Here is a 16,403-nt window from a genome sequence, read left to right on the forward strand (position 1 = left end):
GGCTGTTGCCATACGGTTAAGGCGGGGTCACCAAATTGCCGCAAATCCGCAACCGGCCTGCCTTGTGGTGGGCGCAGGCTCCCGGCCAATGGGCCGTCAGGGAGACCTTGCCATGCATCGGATCGAGCATCGCCTGCAGCAGCGCTACCCCGGCTGGTTCCACGGGCCGCGTGGCCACCTGGCCCGGCCGTTGCTGCGTACTGTTGGGCATTGGTCGCGTTTTGCGCAGATGGACGCCTTCCTGCAGCGCAGTGCCGGGCTGCAGGGCTTCGCCTTCGTCAGTGCCGCGCTGGGATTCCTGGACGCCGCCTACGCAGTGGAGCCGACGGCACTGGCCCGTATTCCGACAACGGGCCGGCTGCTGATCGTCGCCAACCATCCTTCCGGCGCGCTGGATGCGCTGGCCCTGCTGGATGCGGTGGGCAAGGTGCGCGGCGATGTGCGGATCATCGCCAACGACATGCTGCTGGAGCTGGAGCCGCTGCGTGAACTGCTGTTGCCGGTCCGCATCCTCGGCGGCCGCGCACAGCGGGCCAGCCTGCAGGCGGTGGAACAGGCGCTGCAGGCCGAGCAATGCGTGATCGTGTTCCCGGCCGGGGAGGTCTCGCGGCTGTCGCTGCAGGGCATCCGCGATGGCCGCTGGAACCGCGGTTTTGTCAGGTTTGCCCGGGCCTGCCAGGCGCCGGTGCTGCCGGTACGGGTACAGGCGCGCAACTCGGCCCTGTTCTACGGCGCCTCGGCGATGTTCAAGCCGGCTGGCACGGCGCTGCTGGCGCGGGAGATGTTCGCCCGCCGCAAACGCCCGCTGCGGCTGCAGATTGGCCAGCTGATGCAGTTGGACCCGCAACAGGAACCCGGCCAGCAACTGCAGGCGGTGCGCGATGCCTTGTACGCGCTGGGCACGGCAGCGCAGACCACAGGGGCGGCAGTGCAGCGCCCGCAGCCACTGGCCGCGCCGCTGCCAGCGGCACAGTTGGCGGAGGCCATCGAGGCGGCGGAACTGCTGGGCCAGACCGGCGACGGCAAGCAGATCCGCCTGGCCCGCTGCGCCGCCGATTCACCGCTGCTGCTGGAGCTGGGCCGGCTGCGTGAGCTGACGTTCCGCGAAGTGGGTGAGGGCACCGGCCGCAGCCGTGATCTGGATGACTTCGACCCGCATTACCAGCACATCGTGGTCTGGGATGCGCCGGCCCAGCGCATTGCAGGCGCCTACCGGGTGATGCGCGGGGCAACGGCGCTGGCCCGCAGCGGCCTGCAGGGGCTGTATACCGCCGGCCTGTTCCGCTATTCGGACGACGCGATACCGCGCATCGCCGAGGGCTTGGAGCTGGGCCGCAGCTTCGTGGTGCCCGACTACTGGGGCAGCCGTAGCCTGGACTACCTGTGGCAGGGCATCGGCGCCTACCTCGCCAGCCAGCCGTGCGTGCGCTACCTGTTCGGCGCGGTGTCGATCAGCGCTGCGTTGCCGCGCGAGGCGCGCGAGCAACTGGTGGCCTATTACCAGCAGTACTACGGCGCCGCCCGCAGCCTGGCCGAGTCGAACCGGCCCTTCCAGTACTTCGCCGCGCCGCCGAGCTTCGGCGGACTGGACGCGCAGGCGGCGTTCGACGTGCTCAAGGCCAATCTGGCGACGCTGGGCACCAGCGTGCCGACCTTGTATCGGCAGTACACCGACCTGTGCGAACCGGGCGGCGCGCGCTTTCTGGCCTTTGGGGTGGACCCGGATTTCAGCGATTCCATCGATGGGCTGATCGAGGTGGACCTGCAGGCCATCCGCCCGCACAAGCGCAAACGCTATCTGCGCGATGCCGGAGCAGTGGCATGAGCGCGGTGCCGGTGCTGCCGCCGCACCGGCGCGCAGTGTTCATCTCCGACACACATCTGGGCGCGCGCCATTGCCATGCCGCCGAGCTGGCGCGTTTCCTCGGCAGCCTGCGCTGCGAGCGTCTGTATCTGGTCGGCGACATCGTTGATCTGTGGTGGCTGGCGCACAAGCGCGCGACCTGGCAGCAGGCGCACAACGAGGTGATCGAGGCGCTGCATGCGCTGCGTCGTGCCGGCACCGAAATCATCTACATCCCCGGCAATCACGATGCGCCGCTGCGCCGCACCTGCGGGCTGATGCTGCCGGCCATGCAGGTGCGTCGTCGTGCCATCCATACGACCGTTGATGGCCGTCGCCGGCTGGTGGTGCATGGCGACGACTACGACGGCGCCACCCATTTCGGTGGACTGCAGGAGCGCTTCGGCGACTGGCTGTACTACCGCATCCTCACCGGCAACCGCCTGTTCAATGCGGTGCGGCGGCGGTTGGGCATGCGCTACTGGTCGTTGTCAGAGTTCCTCAAGCGGCAGAGCGGTGCGGCCGAGCGCTATATCGAGCGTTTCGTGCAGGCGGGGCTGGCCGATGTGCGCCGGCGCGGGCTGGACGGCATCGTCTGCGGCCATATCCATCGCGCGGCGCTGGTCGAGCGCGATGGCCTGGTCTATGCCAACGACGGCGATTGGGTGGAAAGCCTGACCGCGTTGGCCGAGGACCCGGATGGCAGCCTGCGTCTGCTCGACCATGGTGGGCGCAGCCTGGCCTGCCTGGCGCCTGTTGGCCTCGCGCCGCAACGGCCGGCACAGGCGGCCTGAGCCAGCAGCCGGCGCGGCTGCTTGCTAGCATCGGCGCATGGATTCCCTTAGTCAGATCGTTCTTGGCGGCGCCATCGCCGCCGCCATCACCCCGGCCGCCCATCGGCGTGCGGCCTTGCTGGCCGGCGCGGCGCTGGCCACCTTGCCGGACCTCGATGGGCTGCTGATCATGGCGTTCACCGACAACCCGGTGAGCCTGATGACGGTGCATCGGAGTTTCAGCCATTCGCTGTTCGTGCTGCCGTTGCTGGGCACGCTGATCTGGTGGCTGTACAAGCGCTTCGGCCATGGCCGAGTGGCTGCGACGCCGGGCCGCTGGTGGTGGGCGATGGTGCTGGCGCTGGTCACCCATCCGCTGCTGGATGCCTTCACGGTTTACGGCACGCAGCTGTGGTGGCCGCTGATGCCGCCGCCGACCATGTGGTCCAGCGTCTTCATCATCGACCCCTTGTATACGGTGTGGCTGCTGCTGGGCTGTGCGGTGGCCTGGTTCGCCCGCGCACGGCCGGTGGCGCAACGGGCGCTGGTACTCGGGCTGGTGTTGAGCACGGGTTACCTGGGCTGGTCGCTGCTGGCCAAGGCGCAGGTGGACCGTGCAGCCGATCAGGCGCTGGCGGCGATGGGCCTGGGGGAAGCGCCACGCTTCTCGGTGCCGATGCCGTTCAACACCTTGCTGTGGCGCGTGGTGGCGATGACACCGCAAGGCTATGTGGTGGGCGACCGTTCGTTGTGGGCCGACCAGGGGCCGATGCAGTTCCAGGGTTATCCGTCGAACGTGCAGGCGTTGCGCCAGGCCGGGGAGATCCCGGCGGTACAGCGGCTGCAATGGTTCAACCACGGCTTCATGCGGGCCCAGGTGCAGGACGGCGAGCTGGTGCTCAGCGACCTGCGCATGGGGCTGGAGCCGGACTACAACTTCAACTTCGCCGTGGCCGCCGAGCAGGGCGGCCAGTGGCAGGCCATCGCCCCGCGCCAGCAGGTGCCGGCGTACCGTGAGGCCGGCAACCGCGACATTCTCAAGCAGCGGCTGGCGCAGATGTGGCAACGCATATGGCGCGCGCCCGAGGGCACGGCTGCCGCCGTCAGCACTCAGTAGACCGTGGCGCTGGCCTGCACGAAGGAATAAAAGAACACTGCATTGGGGTCGTTCTGTACCTGGTCGAACTCCCGGCGCATGCCCTCCACGGTTGCCGCGTCCACCTTGCCGGCGTCCAGCAACTGGTCGGCCGCTGACAGCAGCAGTTCCTCCCACAGCGCGAACATCACCTTGCGCCGGGCCGGCTCGCGGTTGTCCAGGTGCACGGTCTTGGTCTGTGTCTGCACGTCACGGAAGCCACCGCCCAGCAGCAGGTTGCCCAGCTTGGCACCGACAAACGGGTCGCCGCCGCTGTCGATCTGGAAATCGTTGAAGGCCATCCAGTAGCGCCACAGATTGGGCGAGTACGGGTCGAGCAGGAACGAGGCGTTCATCACTTCGGTGACAAACACCGGCGAGCCGGGGCTGAGCACGCGGCGTACTTCGGCCAGGGCGCGGGCCGGCGAGGGCACGTGTTCCAGCACCCAGCACAGGAAGGCGCCGTCGAAGCTGCGTGGCTCGAACGGCAGGTCGGTGGCGTCGGCACGCTGGAACTCGCAGCGTTCGCGCAGCCACGGCGTCTGCGCCATGTGCGCGTTGGCGGCGGCGAGCTGGCGTTCGTTGAGGTCAATGCCGGTGACGCGCAGGTCAGGGAAGCGGCGCAGCAGGATTTCGGTCTGGGCGCCGACGCCGCTGCCGACTTCCAGCACGTGGCGTGCATTGCAGAAATCGACGTCGTGAAAGATGGCCGGTTCAAACAGGCGCGCCTGTTTGCGCAACCGGGCCTGCTCGTTGGCGGAGAAGCCATGCAGGTAAGGGAAGTCGTTGAGCGTCATGGGGACTGCGTCCTGCAGGAATCAGGGAAGTATCGCCAGCGGCTGTTACCGCAGCGCATGCAATCCGGGAACCCAGCATTGCGGTGTGGGCGGCAATCCTTGCGGGGCGGGCATTCGCGCCGGTTTGCGGCTGATAGCCCGTGGTTTTGAGCTGCGAAGCGGATGGAATCAAGGCGATTGAGACCCTGGGCGGCCGTCCGTCGACGCTGCCTGGTGGCACGGGCAGCTGCGAAGCAGGGAACGCGTGCGATTGCTGGTTGTGCGAAGGGCGATGCATGCCTGGTTTCGCGGCTGAAGCCGCTCCTACGGCAGCACCGGCGCATCGTGCTGTGCGATTTGTTCTGAAAATGAAACGATTTATTGGGTTTTGAGTGATTGTTCTGATTTTGCTGGCAAATAGAATGGCCGCCAACAAGACGGATCGGCGGTGTCGCCGGCCTACTTCCCTTTAAGGAAATGATCATGAGCAGCCAAGCCATCTCCCTGTACAAGAAGCGTCGTTCCCAGTACGCGCTCGGCAAAAACCTGCCGATCGGCCAGAACGACACCACCCACCTGATCAAGCAGGCCGTGCGCGAAGCGCCGTCGGCCTTCAACGCGCAGTCCTCGCGTGCGGTGATCCTGTTCGGCGCCGAGAGCCAGAAGTTCTGGAGCCGTGCCAAGGATGAACTGCGCAAGATCGTCCCGGCCGATGCGTTCGCTGGCACCGAGAAGAAGATCGACAGCTTCGCCGCGGGTGCAGGCACGGTGCTGTTCTTCATCGATACCGACGTGGTGAAGGGCCTGCAGGAGCAGTTCACGCTGTACGCCGACAACTTCCCGATCTGGGCCGAGCAGTCCAACGGCATGGCGCAGTTCGCGGTGTGGACGGCACTGGCCGATGCCGACATCGGTGCCAGCCTGCAGCACTACAACCCGCTGGTGGACGAAACCGTGCGTGAAGCCTGGGGCGTGCCGGCCAGCTGGACCCTGCGTGCGCAGATGCCGTTCGGCTCCAACGAGGGCGCTTTCGGCGAAAAGGCCTACGTGGGAGATGAAGCCCGTTTCAAGGTGTTTGGCTGATCGTGTTTGTTTGATCGGCACCGGCGCGACTCTCTCCCCCGCGCGCCGTGTAGCAGCCACACCCGCCCGCCAGCTTTGCTGGCGGGTTTTTTTTGTGGTGAGGTGGCCGGACTTCGAGGGTTGAAACATTCCCCCTCTCCCCAACCCCCGCTCCGCGCCCCGGCCCTTGCGTTGACGCAAGGGCACTCATCGGATCGCGAACCAATGGTTCGCAAACGCTCCTCTTCGTCCCGCGAGGGGAGGGGCTCTAACAAGCTGCAATTGCCAGCGATGCTTGAACTTGCAGTGGGCAAAGCCCCTCTCCCCTTGCGGGGGAGGGGTTGGGGAGAGGGCGCTTTGCAGCAAGATGCCGCTTCCACGAATAAAGAAACCTGCCGAACGCGATTCGGCCCCAGGCAAATTTGAAATGTCGGCATCAGCCGCTTCAAACCCACAAAAAAGCCAGCCGGTTCGCACCGGCTGGCTTTTCTTCAATCAGCACTCAGTTGACGCGCAGGGCCAGTCAGGCTTCCACATCTTCCTTGTAGGCATCCACCGGAATACAGGCGCACATGATGTTCTTGTCGCCGTACACGTTGTCCACGCGTGCCACCGGCGGCCAGTACTTCTGCAGCTTCAGCGACGGCAGCGGGAAGGCGGCCAGTTCGCGCGGGTAAGCGTGGGTCCACTCGCTGGCCGACACCGCACCGGCAGTGTGCGGTGCGTTCTTGAGCGGGTTGTCCTCGCTGTCCAGGCGGCCGTCTTCGATGGCCTGGATTTCTTCGCGGATCTGGATCATCGCGTCGATGAAACGGTCCAGCTCGTGCTGCGATTCGCTTTCGGTCGGCTCCACCATCAGCGTGCCGGCAACCGGGAAGCTCAGGGTCGGGGCGTGGAAGCCGAAGTCGATCAGGCGCTTGGCCACGTCCTCGGCGCCGATGCCGGAGGTCTTCTCCAGCGGGCGCACGTCGAGGATGCACTCGTGTGCCACCAGGCCATTGCGGCCGGTGTACAGCGTCTTGTAGTGCGGGGCCAGGCGCTTGGCGATGTAGTTGGCGTTGAGCAGTGCCACCTGGGTGGCCTTGCGCAGGCCGGCGGTGCCCATCAGGGTGATGTACATCCAGCTGATCGGCAGGATCGAGGCGCTGCCGAAGCTGGCCGCGCTGACCATGCCCACCGGGCCGTTGTCACCCAGCTTGCCCGGCAGGAACGGCGCCAGGTGCGACTTGACCGCACACGGGCCAACGCCCGGGCCGCCGCCGCCGTGCGGGATGCAGAAGGTCTTGTGCAGGTTCAGGTGCGACACGTCCGAGCCCCACTTGCCGGGCTTGGCCACGCCAACCAGGGCGTTCATGTTGGCACCGTCGGTGTACACCTGGCCGCCGTGCTTGTGGATGATCTCGCAGATCTCGACGACCTCTTCCTCGAACACGCCGTGCGTGGACGGGTAGGTCATCATGATCGCGGCCAGGCGGCTGCTGTACTTCTCGGCGTTGAGGCGGATGTCATCCACGTCAACGTTGCCATTGGCGTCGGTCTTGGTGACGACCACGGTCATGCCGCACATCTGTGCCGAGGCCGGGTTGGTGCCGTGCGCCGAATCCGGAATCAGGCAGATGTCGCGATGGCCTTCGCCACGCGACTGGTGATACGCGCGGATGGCCAGCAGGCCGGCGTACTCGCCCTGTGCGCCGGAGTTCGGCTGCAGGCTCACTGCGTCGTAGCCGGTGCATTCGACCAGCATCGCTTCCAGGCCGTCGATCAGTTCCTTGTAGCCCTGCGCCTGGTCAGCCGGCACCAGCGGATGGATGTTGGCAAATTCCGGCCAGGTTACCGGGATCATCTCGGCGGTGGCGTTGAGCTTCATGGTGCAGCTGCCCAGCGGGATCATGGTGCGATCCATCGCCAGGTCCTTGTCGGCCAGCGAACGCAGGTAGCGCAGCATCTCGTGCTCGCTGTGGTGCGTGTTGAACACCGGGTGGGCCAGGAACTCGCTGGTGCGCAGCAGGCTCTTCGGCAGCGCGTCGGCGGTGCTGGCGTCCAGTGCGTCCACATCGACCGTGGCGCCGAACAGCTGGCCCAGCGCGACGATGTCGGCACGGGTGGCGGTTTCGTCCAGGCTGATGCCGACCGAGCCGGCGTCAATGATGCGCAGGTTGATGCCGGCCGCTTCGGACTTGGCCTTCAGTGCGGCCGAGTCAACGCCGGTGATGTGCAGGGTGTCGAAGAAGTCGTTGCCGACCGCCACGCCCTTGCCACGCAGTGCGGCGGCGAGGATCGCGGCCAGGCGGTGGGTGCGGCGGGCGATGCGCTGCAGCCCCTGCGGGCCGTGGTAGACGGCGTACATCGAGGCCATCACCGCCAGCAGCACCTGTGCGGTACAGATGTTGGAGGTGGCCTTCTCGCGGCGGATATGCTGCTCGCGGGTCTGCAGGGTGAGGCGGTACGCGGCCTTGCCTTCGGCATCGACCGACACACCGATCAAACGGCCCGGCATCGAACGCTTGTAGGCATCGCGGCAGGCCATGAAGGCGGCATGCGGGCCACCGAAACCGAACGGCACGCCGAAACGCTGGCTGTTGCCGACCACGATGTCCGCGCCCCATTCGCCGGGCGCGGCGATCAGGGTCAGCGCCAGCAGGTCGGTGGCCACGGCGACCAGGCCCTGGCGCGCATGCACCGCATCAACCAGCGCCTTGTAGTCGCCGATCTGGCCCAGGCTGTCCGGGTACTGCAGCAGCAGGCCGAACGAATCGGCGGTCAGCGCTTCAGCCGGGGTGCCGATCTGCAGTTCGATGCCCATCGGCTCGGCGCGGGTGCGCAGCAGTTCCAGCGTCTGCGGGTGCACGGCGTCGTGCACGAAGAAGGTCTTGGACTTGGACTTGGCCGAACGCTTGGCCAGGGTCATCGCTTCGGCCGCGGCGGTGGCTTCGTCCAGCAGCGAGGCGTTGGCGATTTCCATGCCGGTCAGGTCGGCGACCATGGTCTGGAAGTTGATCAGCGCTTCCATGCGGCCCTGCGAAATCTCGGCCTGGTACGGCGTGTAGGCCGTGTACCACGCCGGGTTTTCCAGGATGTTGCGCAGGATCACGTTCGGCGTGTGGGTGCCGTAATAGCCCTGGCCGATGAAGCTGCGCAGCACCTTGTTCTTGTCGGCAATGGTGCGGATCTTGGCCAGTGCGTCCACTTCGGTCAGCGATTCGGGCAGTGCCAGCGGTGCCGGCGACTTGATCGAGCCCGGCACGATGGCATCGGTGAGCGATTCCAGCGAATCATGGCCAACGGTGCGCAGCATCTGCGCGATTTCAGCGTCGTTGGGGCCGATGTGGCGGTCAACGAACGCCGAGTTGTGTTCGAGTTCGCGCAGCGAAGGGATGTTATGGGTCATGGCTGACGTCCGGAGAAGGCATGCAGGGCGGGTGAGCCAGGTCAGCCCCGCTGCCGTCCGGGTGCCGCGCACGCGACACCGCAGCCGGCAAGCCGGTGGCTTACCTCGCGCCCCTCTGTCCTTTTGCCTGAGAGTTTGGAAGCCACGCGACGAGGATCGTGCGCTTCGTGCACCTTCGGCGCCGGAATGAACCGGTCTCTCCAGAGTTTTGATGCAGGTGGTATCGGGCCTGAGCGATTTACGGGCGTTTGCGCCTTCGGCAGCGGGGTGAACCGCTTCTCCCACCGTGTTGCGTGCAGCGGCGCGATTATAGCCCGGGGCAGACCTGCGCACCGGCTTGGATTACCATCTGCGTCCCGGTTTGAGTACCGCGCGGCGCACGCATGGTGGCCGGGGTACCGGAACCGCTGGCTGAAGCGGCTGAACGTCCGGATGAATCGACCCGTCTTGGCCGCCCCTGCCGCAGGTTTCCGGCCCTGTTCATTTTCGTTTTCCCACCTGCGCCCGCTCGGTGCAGGTGCCGTCGCACGTTGTTTCACAGGAACTCATGGAAGCTAGCAAACAGGTTTCGCTGCGCCGCATCGCCGTGCTGGTCGGCGGGTTGTCGATGTTCGGCCCGTTCGCGATTGACGCCGTATTCCCGGCATTTCCGCAGATCGGCGCCGATATGGGCGCTGACAAGCTGGCGATGCAGCAGGTCATCAGCGTCTATCTGCTGGCCTATGCCTTGATGAGCCTGGTGCATGGCGCGCTGTCCGATGCACTGGGCCGCAAGGTGGTGATCATCGGCGGGCTGGTGGTGTTCATCGGCGCCTCGGTGGGCTGCGCGCTGGCCACTGACATGGCAACGCTGCTGTTCTTCCGCGCGCTGCAGGGCCTGTCGGCGGGCGTGGGTTACATCATCGGCCGCGCGGTCATCCGCGATCTGTATGACGGTGACGACGCGCAACGGCTGATGAGCCAGGTGTCGATGATCTTCTCCATTGCCCCGGCCATCGCCCCGATCATCGGCGGCTGGCTGCTGGGCTGGAGCAACTGGCAGGGCATTTTCTGGTTCCTGATTGCCTTCTCCAGTGCCTTGCTGCTGATCACCCAGCTGTGGCTGCCCGAAACCCATCCGCGGCATGCGCGTCTGTCACTGCACCCGGCACGTCTGCTGCGCGATTACGTCAGCATTGCCAGCAGCCCGCGTTTCCTGCGGCTGGCCGCGGCGGGCTCGTTCGGCTTTGGTGGCTTGTTCCTCTACATCGCCTCGGCGCCGGCGTTCATCCTGGACCTGCTGCATTTGAACGAGCGCCAGTTCGCCTGGTTGTTCATTCCCACCATCGGCGGCATGGCCCTGGGCGCCTATGCCTCGGGCCGCGCGGCAGGTCGCATCGATGGCCCGCGCGCGGTGCGCATCGGCTATGCCTGCATCGCGGTGGCCACGCTCTACAACGTCGGCTACAACGCGCTGGCGCCGCAGATGAGCGTGCCGTGGGCGGTGTTGTCGTTGCCGCTGACCTCGTTCGGGGTGGCGTTGATCTTCCCGATCCTGAGCCTGGCGATCCTGGACATGTACCCACGCCAGCGCGGTACGGCCTCGTCGATGCAGGCCTTCAGCACGCTGCTGACCAACTCCATCATCGCCGGCGTGTTGTCGCCGCTGCTCAGCCAGAGCGGGCTGCTGCTGGCCATCGGCGCAGGCCTGTTCGGGCTTGGAAGCTGGGGCATGTGGAAATGGGAGCGCCTGAGCCAGCGTGCGCAGCGTTCTGAACAAGCGTCCTGACGCCATCACGACCCGCGTCAGCGGACAATAGACAGGCCGCCATCAGCGGCGACGGTAGAGAGCACTCAACGATGTCGATCCAATCCAAGGGCCGCCGCGAGGCGAAAAAGAAGCTGGCCGAGCGCGAGCGCAACCAGGCCGAGGCCAATCCGGCGCCAAAGGCAAAGGTGGAGCCGCACGCGGAACTGCGCGACCAGCACCGCACGCTGCTGGCCGGCATTGTCCGTCGCGATGGGGAATGGGTGCTGGGCATGGACGGCAAGATCGCCGGTGAAACCACCAGCGCCGCCCGCGTGCTGGCGCTGATCATGCGCGCTGCCGAGCTGCATGAGCGCAACGACACCCCCGTGCGGCTCATGTACTCCGATGCACTCAAGGATGCCGCGCATGCGGAAGTGGCGGAGCAGGGCATCGACTTCGATACCTACAGGCAGAACCTGCTCGCGGAACTGGGTGTCAAGGCAAGCAGCCCGGCGGCGACGCACTGAGGTGCATGCTGCCGGTCAGGACACGAGGGCGCCGTATGGTGCCCTTGTTGTTTGTGCCGGTGCAGACTCCACGCCCGGCCCCGTGCCTGTGTGAAGCGTCAGTCCTTCAGCCCAGGGCGCCAATGCGCGATGGCAAGGTCGTTATTACGTTCCAGTGCGAGCGTGCAGTTCGCTTTGAGTTGCCCTGGCTCTGTTTCAGACGGTGCGGGGTCTGAAGCTGCGTGCCGCAAGTGAAGGCGTCCAGGACAGGGCTGCGGAGGGCCCGGTCATACACAATCGGGTGTCAAAGTGGGTGTCAGACTTGTTGTTATACTCCGCCGGACGACGTCCCTTTGAGCACGGAGGCTTGGCCTGATGTCCGCAGTAGGAATTCCCGACGTTTCGCTGGTAGACAACAGTGAGCAGCGCACGCCGCTGGTGTTGGTGCTGGACTGCTCCGGCAGCATGGATGGCGCCCCCATCGAGCAGTTGAACGCCGGCCTGAAACTGCTGGAACAGCAGCTCAAGTCTGATGTCATCGCCGCCAAGCGCGTGCGTGTGCTGCTGATCGAGTACGGCGGCATGGACAATGTCGCGGTCGTCGGTGACTGGTGTGACGCGATGGATTTCAGCGCACCGCGGCTCTCGGCCAATGGCACCACGCCCACTGGCGCAGCCGTGGAGCTGGCCTTGCAGGAGATCGAGGACGAGAAGGCGCGCTTCCGCGCGGCGGGCGTGGCTTACACGCGGCCATGGCTGTTCCTGATGTCCGACGGTCATCCCACCGATGCCTGGGAGGCAAGCGCCCAGCTGTGCCGCGAAAGCGAAGAGAAAAACCGGGTTGCAGTGTTCCCGATTGGCGTGGGCGGGGCTGACGCCACGGTGCTGGGCCAGTTCAGCCGTAACGGCGAGCGTGGGGTGAAGCAGTTGCAGGGCCTGCAGTTCAAGGAGCTGTTCCTGTGGCTGAGTGCGAGCATGCGGGTGGTGTCCAACTCGACGCCGGGCGGCCAGGTGCAGCTGCCTTCGACCGACACCTGGTCGCTAGCGCCAGTTTGAACAGGGGCTGGCGCGTGGTGGCGGCCTCTGCCACCGGACGCTCGCATCTGGACCGCGGCCAACCCTGTCAGGACGCGTTTGCTTCGGCGTGCGAGGGTTCCGTGCTGGTTGCGGCGGTGTGTGATGGCGCCGGTTCGGCCTCGCACAGCGACGTGGGCGCAAGGCAGGTGGCCACGTCAGTGGTGTCTGCCGTTGCCCGGCATCCGCGGTTGCGCGACAGGCCACTGACCCTCGGTGTGGAGACGATGCGGGAGATCATCGAGCGCGCGGTGAATGATGCGCGCGGCGAATTGGCAATGGCGTCGGTATCGCAGGGGCTGCGCTTGGCTGACCACGCCTGCACGCTGGTTGGCGTGGTGGCCGATGCCGGCGGCGGATGGTTCTTCCATGTCGGCGATGGCGTTGCCGCCTGTGCGTTCGACAGCGCCCTGCCGACGGCGGTGTCGTTGCCCGCCAATGGGGAATATGCCAACGAAACCTGGTTCGTCACCGGCAGCAACTGGGAGCAGCAACTACGGCTGATGCGCTTCGAAGGCGATGTCGGGTCCATCGTGCTGATGTCCGACGGTGTGCAGCCATTTGCGATGACCCGCGATGGCAGCGATCTGTTCCAGCCCTTCATCGCGCCCGTGGTGCGCTACCTGCGGGGTGTTGGCGACGTGCAGGGCAGCGAGGCATTGCAGGCCACGCTGGCCGATCCGCGCACGGACCAGATAACCGGCGACGACAAGACGTTGCTGGTGGCGCTGCCGGTGTAGCGCCGTGTCGGTGCGCAGTGGTGAAGTCATACATGATGGGCGGCGGGCGTCGCTGACGCTGGGTGCGTTGATCAAGAGCGGTGGCGCGGGCAGCGTCTATCTGCTGAAGGAACGCCCGGACGAGGTAGCCAAGCTTTATCACCCCAACGTCGACCTGCGCGTGTATGAGCGCAAGCTCAAGGCGATGCTGGCGTTGAGCCCGGATCTTCCCGACGTGGAAGAGAAGGGCGTCCGCCATGTGCAGATTGCCTGGCCCACTGGCCTGCTGCAGGACCGCAACGGGCGCTTTATCGGTTTCAGCATGCCGGTGCTCGACATCGCTGCAACCAGTGACCTGGAACATGTGCTGCAGGAGCGCCAGGCGCGTGCCGCAGGCTTGCCCACGACGCTGGGAGCGAAGGCCGCGCTGGCCGCCAATCTGGCGGTGATGCTGGCGGCGCTGCATCGTCGGCAGCACTATGTCGTGGACCTCAAGCCACTCAATGTGCGCTTCTATCGCAAGTCGTTGTTCATCGCGATGCTGGACTGTGATGGTTTCAGCATCCAGGGCAGGGATGAGCGCTTTCCCGCGGGGCAGGTGACCACCGACTACCTGGCGCCGGAGTTCCAGCAGCGGGGCGTGAAGCCGGGCGAGGAAGAGGCCCAGGACCGCTTCGCGCTGGCGGTGATGGTGTTCCAGTTGCTCAACTCGGGCCTGCACCCGTACAGCGGGCGCCCGCAGGGGGAGAACCTGCCCAGCGATCTGCCGGGACGTATTGCCGCGCAGCTGTATGCCTACGGCAGGGGCGCGGGTAATCGGCGCATCCTGCCTTCGCCGGTCAGTGGCCATCAGGGCTTCCCCGAGCCGCTGCGCGAGATGTTCGACCGCGCCTTTTCCAAGCATGCGCTGCAGCGCCCTGCCGCAGCGGAATGGGCGGCCTTGCTGCAAGGGTATGCGCGGCGCAGCGCCGGCCTGCTGGTGAAGTGCAGCAAGGATGGGACGCACCAGCATTTCGCCGAGATGCCCTGTGCGGCCTGCATGCGCAAAGGGCTGCTGAGCAAGGCCGAGCGTGCGTCCCGTTCGCATGCCACGCGCCGCAAAAGCACCGGCAAACAGCGCCCCCGCGCCAATGTGCAGCGTGGCACGGCAACTGCTCCGCGTACCGCTGCGGCCGCACCCGGCCAACCGGCGGCGCAGCCGCTGGGCCCGCCCGGTATCGGCACGCGGGTGACGATGGCGGTGATCGGCACGTTGCTGCTTGGCTGGGTAATGGGCTGGGGCATGCCGGCTTTCCGGCGTTACAGCGCTGCGGCCGATCCCAGTTGGTGGGATGCATTGACCCTGGGTTCGCAGACGGGGTTGCTGGGGGTGTTGGTCCTGATCTTCATCGTCACGGTGCCGGTGGTGATCCTGAGTAAACGGCCATGAGGGTTTTCATCGGCATTGTTGTTGTCGTAGCGCTGTTGCTGCTGCTGGCCCCGTTGTGGGGCTGGATAGGTGCGCTGGTCTACAGCACGATCGCCTGGCTGGGGCAGCTGTTCGCGCACGGTGAGTTGAGTGACGGCAGGCTGGCCTTCCGTGCCGGTGTGTTGCTGGGCGGTTCGGTTTCGGTGCTGTCGCTGTTGCGTGTGGCATGGCAGGACAGGTCGGGCAGTTATCTGATGGCAGCAGGGATGTTGGGGCTGGGCGTGTTCGTGACACTGCTTGCCACCAGCTTTTCGTCGTCGCGTACCGAGCGTGGCGGCAGCACCGAATCATTGATGGAGCCCCGCAGCAGCGCGGCGGGCCTGCACTGGTTCTCGCGCGACAGCTACGAGCGTGATGCCTTCGAGCGTGTCGAGCAGATCGCACGTGCTGCGGCACGCGGTCAGCTGCAGCGTGCCGACATGCTGCTTGAAGAACTACAGCAGTGGCCACGTCGCCGGCCGCGGAATCAGGACGACCGGGCTCGGTATGAGCAACTGTGGGATGAATACAGCGCCACGTTCGATTCGCCGCCAAGCAGCAAACAGGCCTCGATGGAGACCCGACAGAAACGACGCGATCTGATGCGCCGCCTGTGGGAATCGTCACGTTCCAACAGCGGGGTCGGCATCCAGTTGCTGTTGGATGACATGTCCAGCCTGCATCTGCAGGTGTGGCGGTATGCCGGGGCCGATATTGATGCAGAGCAGGCCGAGAAACTGGAAAACAGCCTGCGCGATGTCCATGCCCTGCAGCAGTCCCTGTTCGCCTATGAACCAGGGATGCCGGAGCTGTGGAAGACCTATGCCGCAACCATCGCCGACAGCGACGAGGAGCTGGCCCTGGGGGCGCTGGTTGTGGCCGGGCGCCTGGCCGACGCGGACACGGGCGTCAATGCCTACACCACGCAGCGGATTCTGCTGCGGTCGGATCTGCGCGTGGTCACCTCGCTGCTGACGAAGGCGTCGGGCAAGCGCTTGCAGATACTGGAGGCCAGAGCGGCACAGCTGGTCGCCGGGCAGGCGAAGCCGGCAGCCCCTGCTGCGAGCGTCGACACCGCATCAGCCGAGCAGGCAATGCCGCCGGCCGGCAAGCTGACGATGGATGAAGGGCTGTGGCTTTCACCGCGGCCCTCGCCACCATCGATTCCACCCATGCAGAACTGGGGTGTTGTGCAGGTGGATTTGCCGGCGGCGGGTTTCCGCGATGACCAGCCGGGGATCATCCTGGGGCAGCCGGGTATAAGCACTGCAACCCGGACGGTATTGGTGCTGGACGTGTGGAAGGACGGCCGCATCACCTCGGTGCTGGTGGAGCGCAGCAGTGGTGACGAAATGCTCGACCAGGCGGCGCGACAAGGCGCGCGGCATTGGAAGAACGTTGCCGAAGTGCCGCCTGATGGCGAACGACGGCGTGTCACCGTGAAGTTCAACCCTCCAGCCCCTGCCGGGCAGGTGAGCATGGCCGCTGTGGGGGATGAGAAGCAGGCGATAATGCTGCTGGGTAAGTTGCTTGTCGAGCGCGCGCAACGCGATCCGGCCCGCTATCCCTCCAGTGCCGCCCGTGGGCAGCAGGAGGGGCTGGTGCTGCTGTCGGTGACGCTGGCGGCAGATGGCAGCGTGAAGGATGTCGGTGTGGCCCGCAGCAGTGGTCACCCGGTGCTGGATGAGGCAGCGCGAGAGGCGGCCTGGAGGTGGAGTGTGCAGCCGCCGGAAGGCGCAGTGCGCGGTGTGGACCAGGTCACCCTGGCGTTCCCGGTGAGGTTCCGGGTGGAGCCGTGATCCCGCAGCGAAGGAATGGGGCATCAGTAGCTGCGTGCGCAATCAAAGCAATGTGGTGAACGAGGATGGCTGCTGCAAGCGTGAGCAAGACGCCGCTGTGCATACGCGTGGCCTGACGAGTGGATTTAGCTGCCGCAGCAAGTGGCGTTCGG

12 protein-coding genes and 1 riboswitch are annotated in these 16,403 nt (G+C 66.0%); of the genes, 10 read left to right on the forward strand and 2 right to left on the reverse strand.

Features of this window, described 5'->3' with window-relative positions; genetic code table 11:
• Nucleotides 1–112 precede the first annotated feature (112 nt).
• From olsF to ACVOLO_RS07025, 3 genes are read left to right on the forward strand one after another with little or no spacing between them, the layout of a single operon-like run.
• Entirely contained in the window at nt 113–1,825 is a 1,713-nt protein-coding gene (gene olsF / locus ACVOLO_RS07015; protein ID WP_481569530.1) for a bifunctional ornithine lipid synthase OlsF, read from the forward strand.
• Complete coding sequence (locus ACVOLO_RS07020; protein ID WP_481569531.1) at nt 1,822–2,637, forward strand: UDP-2,3-diacylglucosamine diphosphatase; 816 nt, start codon at nt 1,822–1,824, stop codon at nt 2,635–2,637. Before olsF ends, ACVOLO_RS07020 begins: the two co-directional genes overlap by 4 nt.
• A 37-nt stretch (nt 2,638–2,674) precedes the next feature.
• The gene (locus tag ACVOLO_RS07025; RefSeq protein WP_481569532.1) at nt 2,675–3,733 is read left to right on the forward strand and encodes a metal-dependent hydrolase; all 1,059 of its coding nucleotides are present in this window, start codon (nt 2,675–2,677) and stop codon (nt 3,731–3,733) included.
• On the opposite strand, the gene ACVOLO_RS07030 is transcribed toward ACVOLO_RS07025, so the two are convergent.
• Nucleotides 3,727–4,548 carry a class I SAM-dependent methyltransferase gene (locus ACVOLO_RS07030; protein ID WP_481569533.1) on the reverse strand — a complete coding sequence of 274 codons (822 nt, stop codon included), beginning with the start codon at nt 4,546–4,548 and terminating at the stop codon, nt 3,727–3,729. The two genes, ACVOLO_RS07025 and ACVOLO_RS07030, sit on opposite strands and share 7 nt — an antisense overlap.
• A gap of 462 nt (nt 4,549–5,010) precedes the next feature.
• Here ACVOLO_RS07030 and ACVOLO_RS07035 point away from each other — a divergent pair, with 462 nt between their 5' ends.
• Complete coding sequence (locus ACVOLO_RS07035; protein WP_481569534.1) at nt 5,011–5,610, forward strand: nitroreductase family protein; 600 nt, start codon at nt 5,011–5,013, stop codon at nt 5,608–5,610.
• A 502-nt stretch (nt 5,611–6,112) separates the two neighbouring features.
• Here the strand turns inward: ACVOLO_RS07035 and gcvP are convergent.
• Nucleotides 6,113–8,977: an aminomethyl-transferring glycine dehydrogenase gene (gene gcvP, locus ACVOLO_RS07040; protein WP_481569535.1), complete on the reverse strand. Its 2,865-nt coding sequence runs from the start codon at nt 8,975–8,977 to the stop codon at nt 6,113–6,115.
• 105 nt (nt 8,978–9,082) lie between these two features.
• A riboswitch (glycine riboswitch) is annotated at nt 9,083–9,191 on the reverse strand.
• A 333-nt stretch (nt 9,192–9,524) separates the two neighbouring features.
• Between gcvP and ACVOLO_RS07045 the strand changes: the two genes are divergently transcribed.
• The 6 genes from ACVOLO_RS07045 to ACVOLO_RS07070 all read left to right on the forward strand — a co-directional run bounded on the left by ACVOLO_RS07045 (nt 9,525) and on the right by ACVOLO_RS07070 (nt 16,251).
• A complete protein-coding gene (locus tag ACVOLO_RS07045; protein WP_481569536.1) occupies nt 9,525–10,745 on the forward strand; it encodes a multidrug effflux MFS transporter in 1,221 nt (406 codons plus the stop codon).
• A gap of 71 nt (nt 10,746–10,816) precedes the next feature.
• Nucleotides 10,817–11,233: a hypothetical protein gene (locus tag ACVOLO_RS07050; protein WP_481569537.1), complete on the forward strand. Its 417-nt coding sequence runs from the start codon at nt 10,817–10,819 to the stop codon at nt 11,231–11,233.
• 354 nt (nt 11,234–11,587) lie between these two features.
• Nucleotides 11,588–12,268, forward strand: coding sequence for a vWA domain-containing protein (locus ACVOLO_RS07055; protein WP_481569538.1), 681 nt, complete (start codon nt 11,588–11,590; stop codon nt 12,266–12,268).
• Nucleotides 12,269–12,282: 14 nt separating this feature from the next.
• Nucleotides 12,283–13,026 (forward strand): PP2C family serine/threonine-protein phosphatase, encoded by a 744-nt coding sequence (locus ACVOLO_RS07060; RefSeq protein ID WP_481569539.1) that lies wholly within the window; start codon nt 12,283–12,285, stop codon nt 13,024–13,026.
• A gap of 4 nt (nt 13,027–13,030) precedes the next feature.
• Nucleotides 13,031–14,434: a hypothetical protein gene (locus tag ACVOLO_RS07065; protein WP_481569540.1), complete on the forward strand. Its 1,404-nt coding sequence runs from the start codon at nt 13,031–13,033 to the stop codon at nt 14,432–14,434.
• Nucleotides 14,431–16,251: a TonB family protein gene (locus tag ACVOLO_RS07070; RefSeq protein WP_481569541.1), complete on the forward strand. Its 1,821-nt coding sequence runs from the start codon at nt 14,431–14,433 to the stop codon at nt 16,249–16,251. Before ACVOLO_RS07065 ends, ACVOLO_RS07070 begins: the two co-directional genes overlap by 4 nt.
• Nucleotides 16,252–16,403 lie beyond the last annotated feature (152 nt).

The sequence above is a fragment of the Stenotrophomonas sp. STEN056 genome (assembly GCF_056759635.1).

Bases quoted from the DNA above. Each gene is read 5' to 3' on its own strand.
- ACVOLO_RS07020 (WP_481569531.1), top strand. From the start codon at position 1,822: ATGAGCGCGGTGCCGGTGCTGCCGCCGCACCGGCGCGCAGTGTTCATC.
- olsF (WP_481569530.1), top strand. From the start codon at position 113: ATGCATCGGATCGAGCATCGCCTGCAGCAGCGCTACCCCGGCTGGTTC.
- ACVOLO_RS07035 (WP_481569534.1), top strand. From the start codon at position 5,011: ATGAGCAGCCAAGCCATCTCCCTGTACAAGAAGCGTCGTTCCCAGTAC.
- ACVOLO_RS07050 (WP_481569537.1), top strand. From the start codon at position 10,817: ATGTCGATCCAATCCAAGGGCCGCCGCGAGGCGAAAAAGAAGCTGGCC.
- ACVOLO_RS07030 (WP_481569533.1), bottom strand. From the start codon at position 4,548: ATGACGCTCAACGACTTCCCTTACCTGCATGGCTTCTCCGCCAACGAG.
- ACVOLO_RS07025 (WP_481569532.1), top strand. From the start codon at position 2,675: ATGGATTCCCTTAGTCAGATCGTTCTTGGCGGCGCCATCGCCGCCGCC.
- ACVOLO_RS07055 (WP_481569538.1), top strand. From the start codon at position 11,588: ATGTCCGCAGTAGGAATTCCCGACGTTTCGCTGGTAGACAACAGTGAG.
- gcvP (WP_481569535.1), bottom strand. From the start codon at position 8,977: ATGACCCATAACATCCCTTCGCTGCGCGAACTCGAACACAACTCGGCG.
- ACVOLO_RS07045 (WP_481569536.1), top strand. From the start codon at position 9,525: ATGGAAGCTAGCAAACAGGTTTCGCTGCGCCGCATCGCCGTGCTGGTC.
- ACVOLO_RS07070 (WP_481569541.1), top strand. From the start codon at position 14,431: ATGAGGGTTTTCATCGGCATTGTTGTTGTCGTAGCGCTGTTGCTGCTG.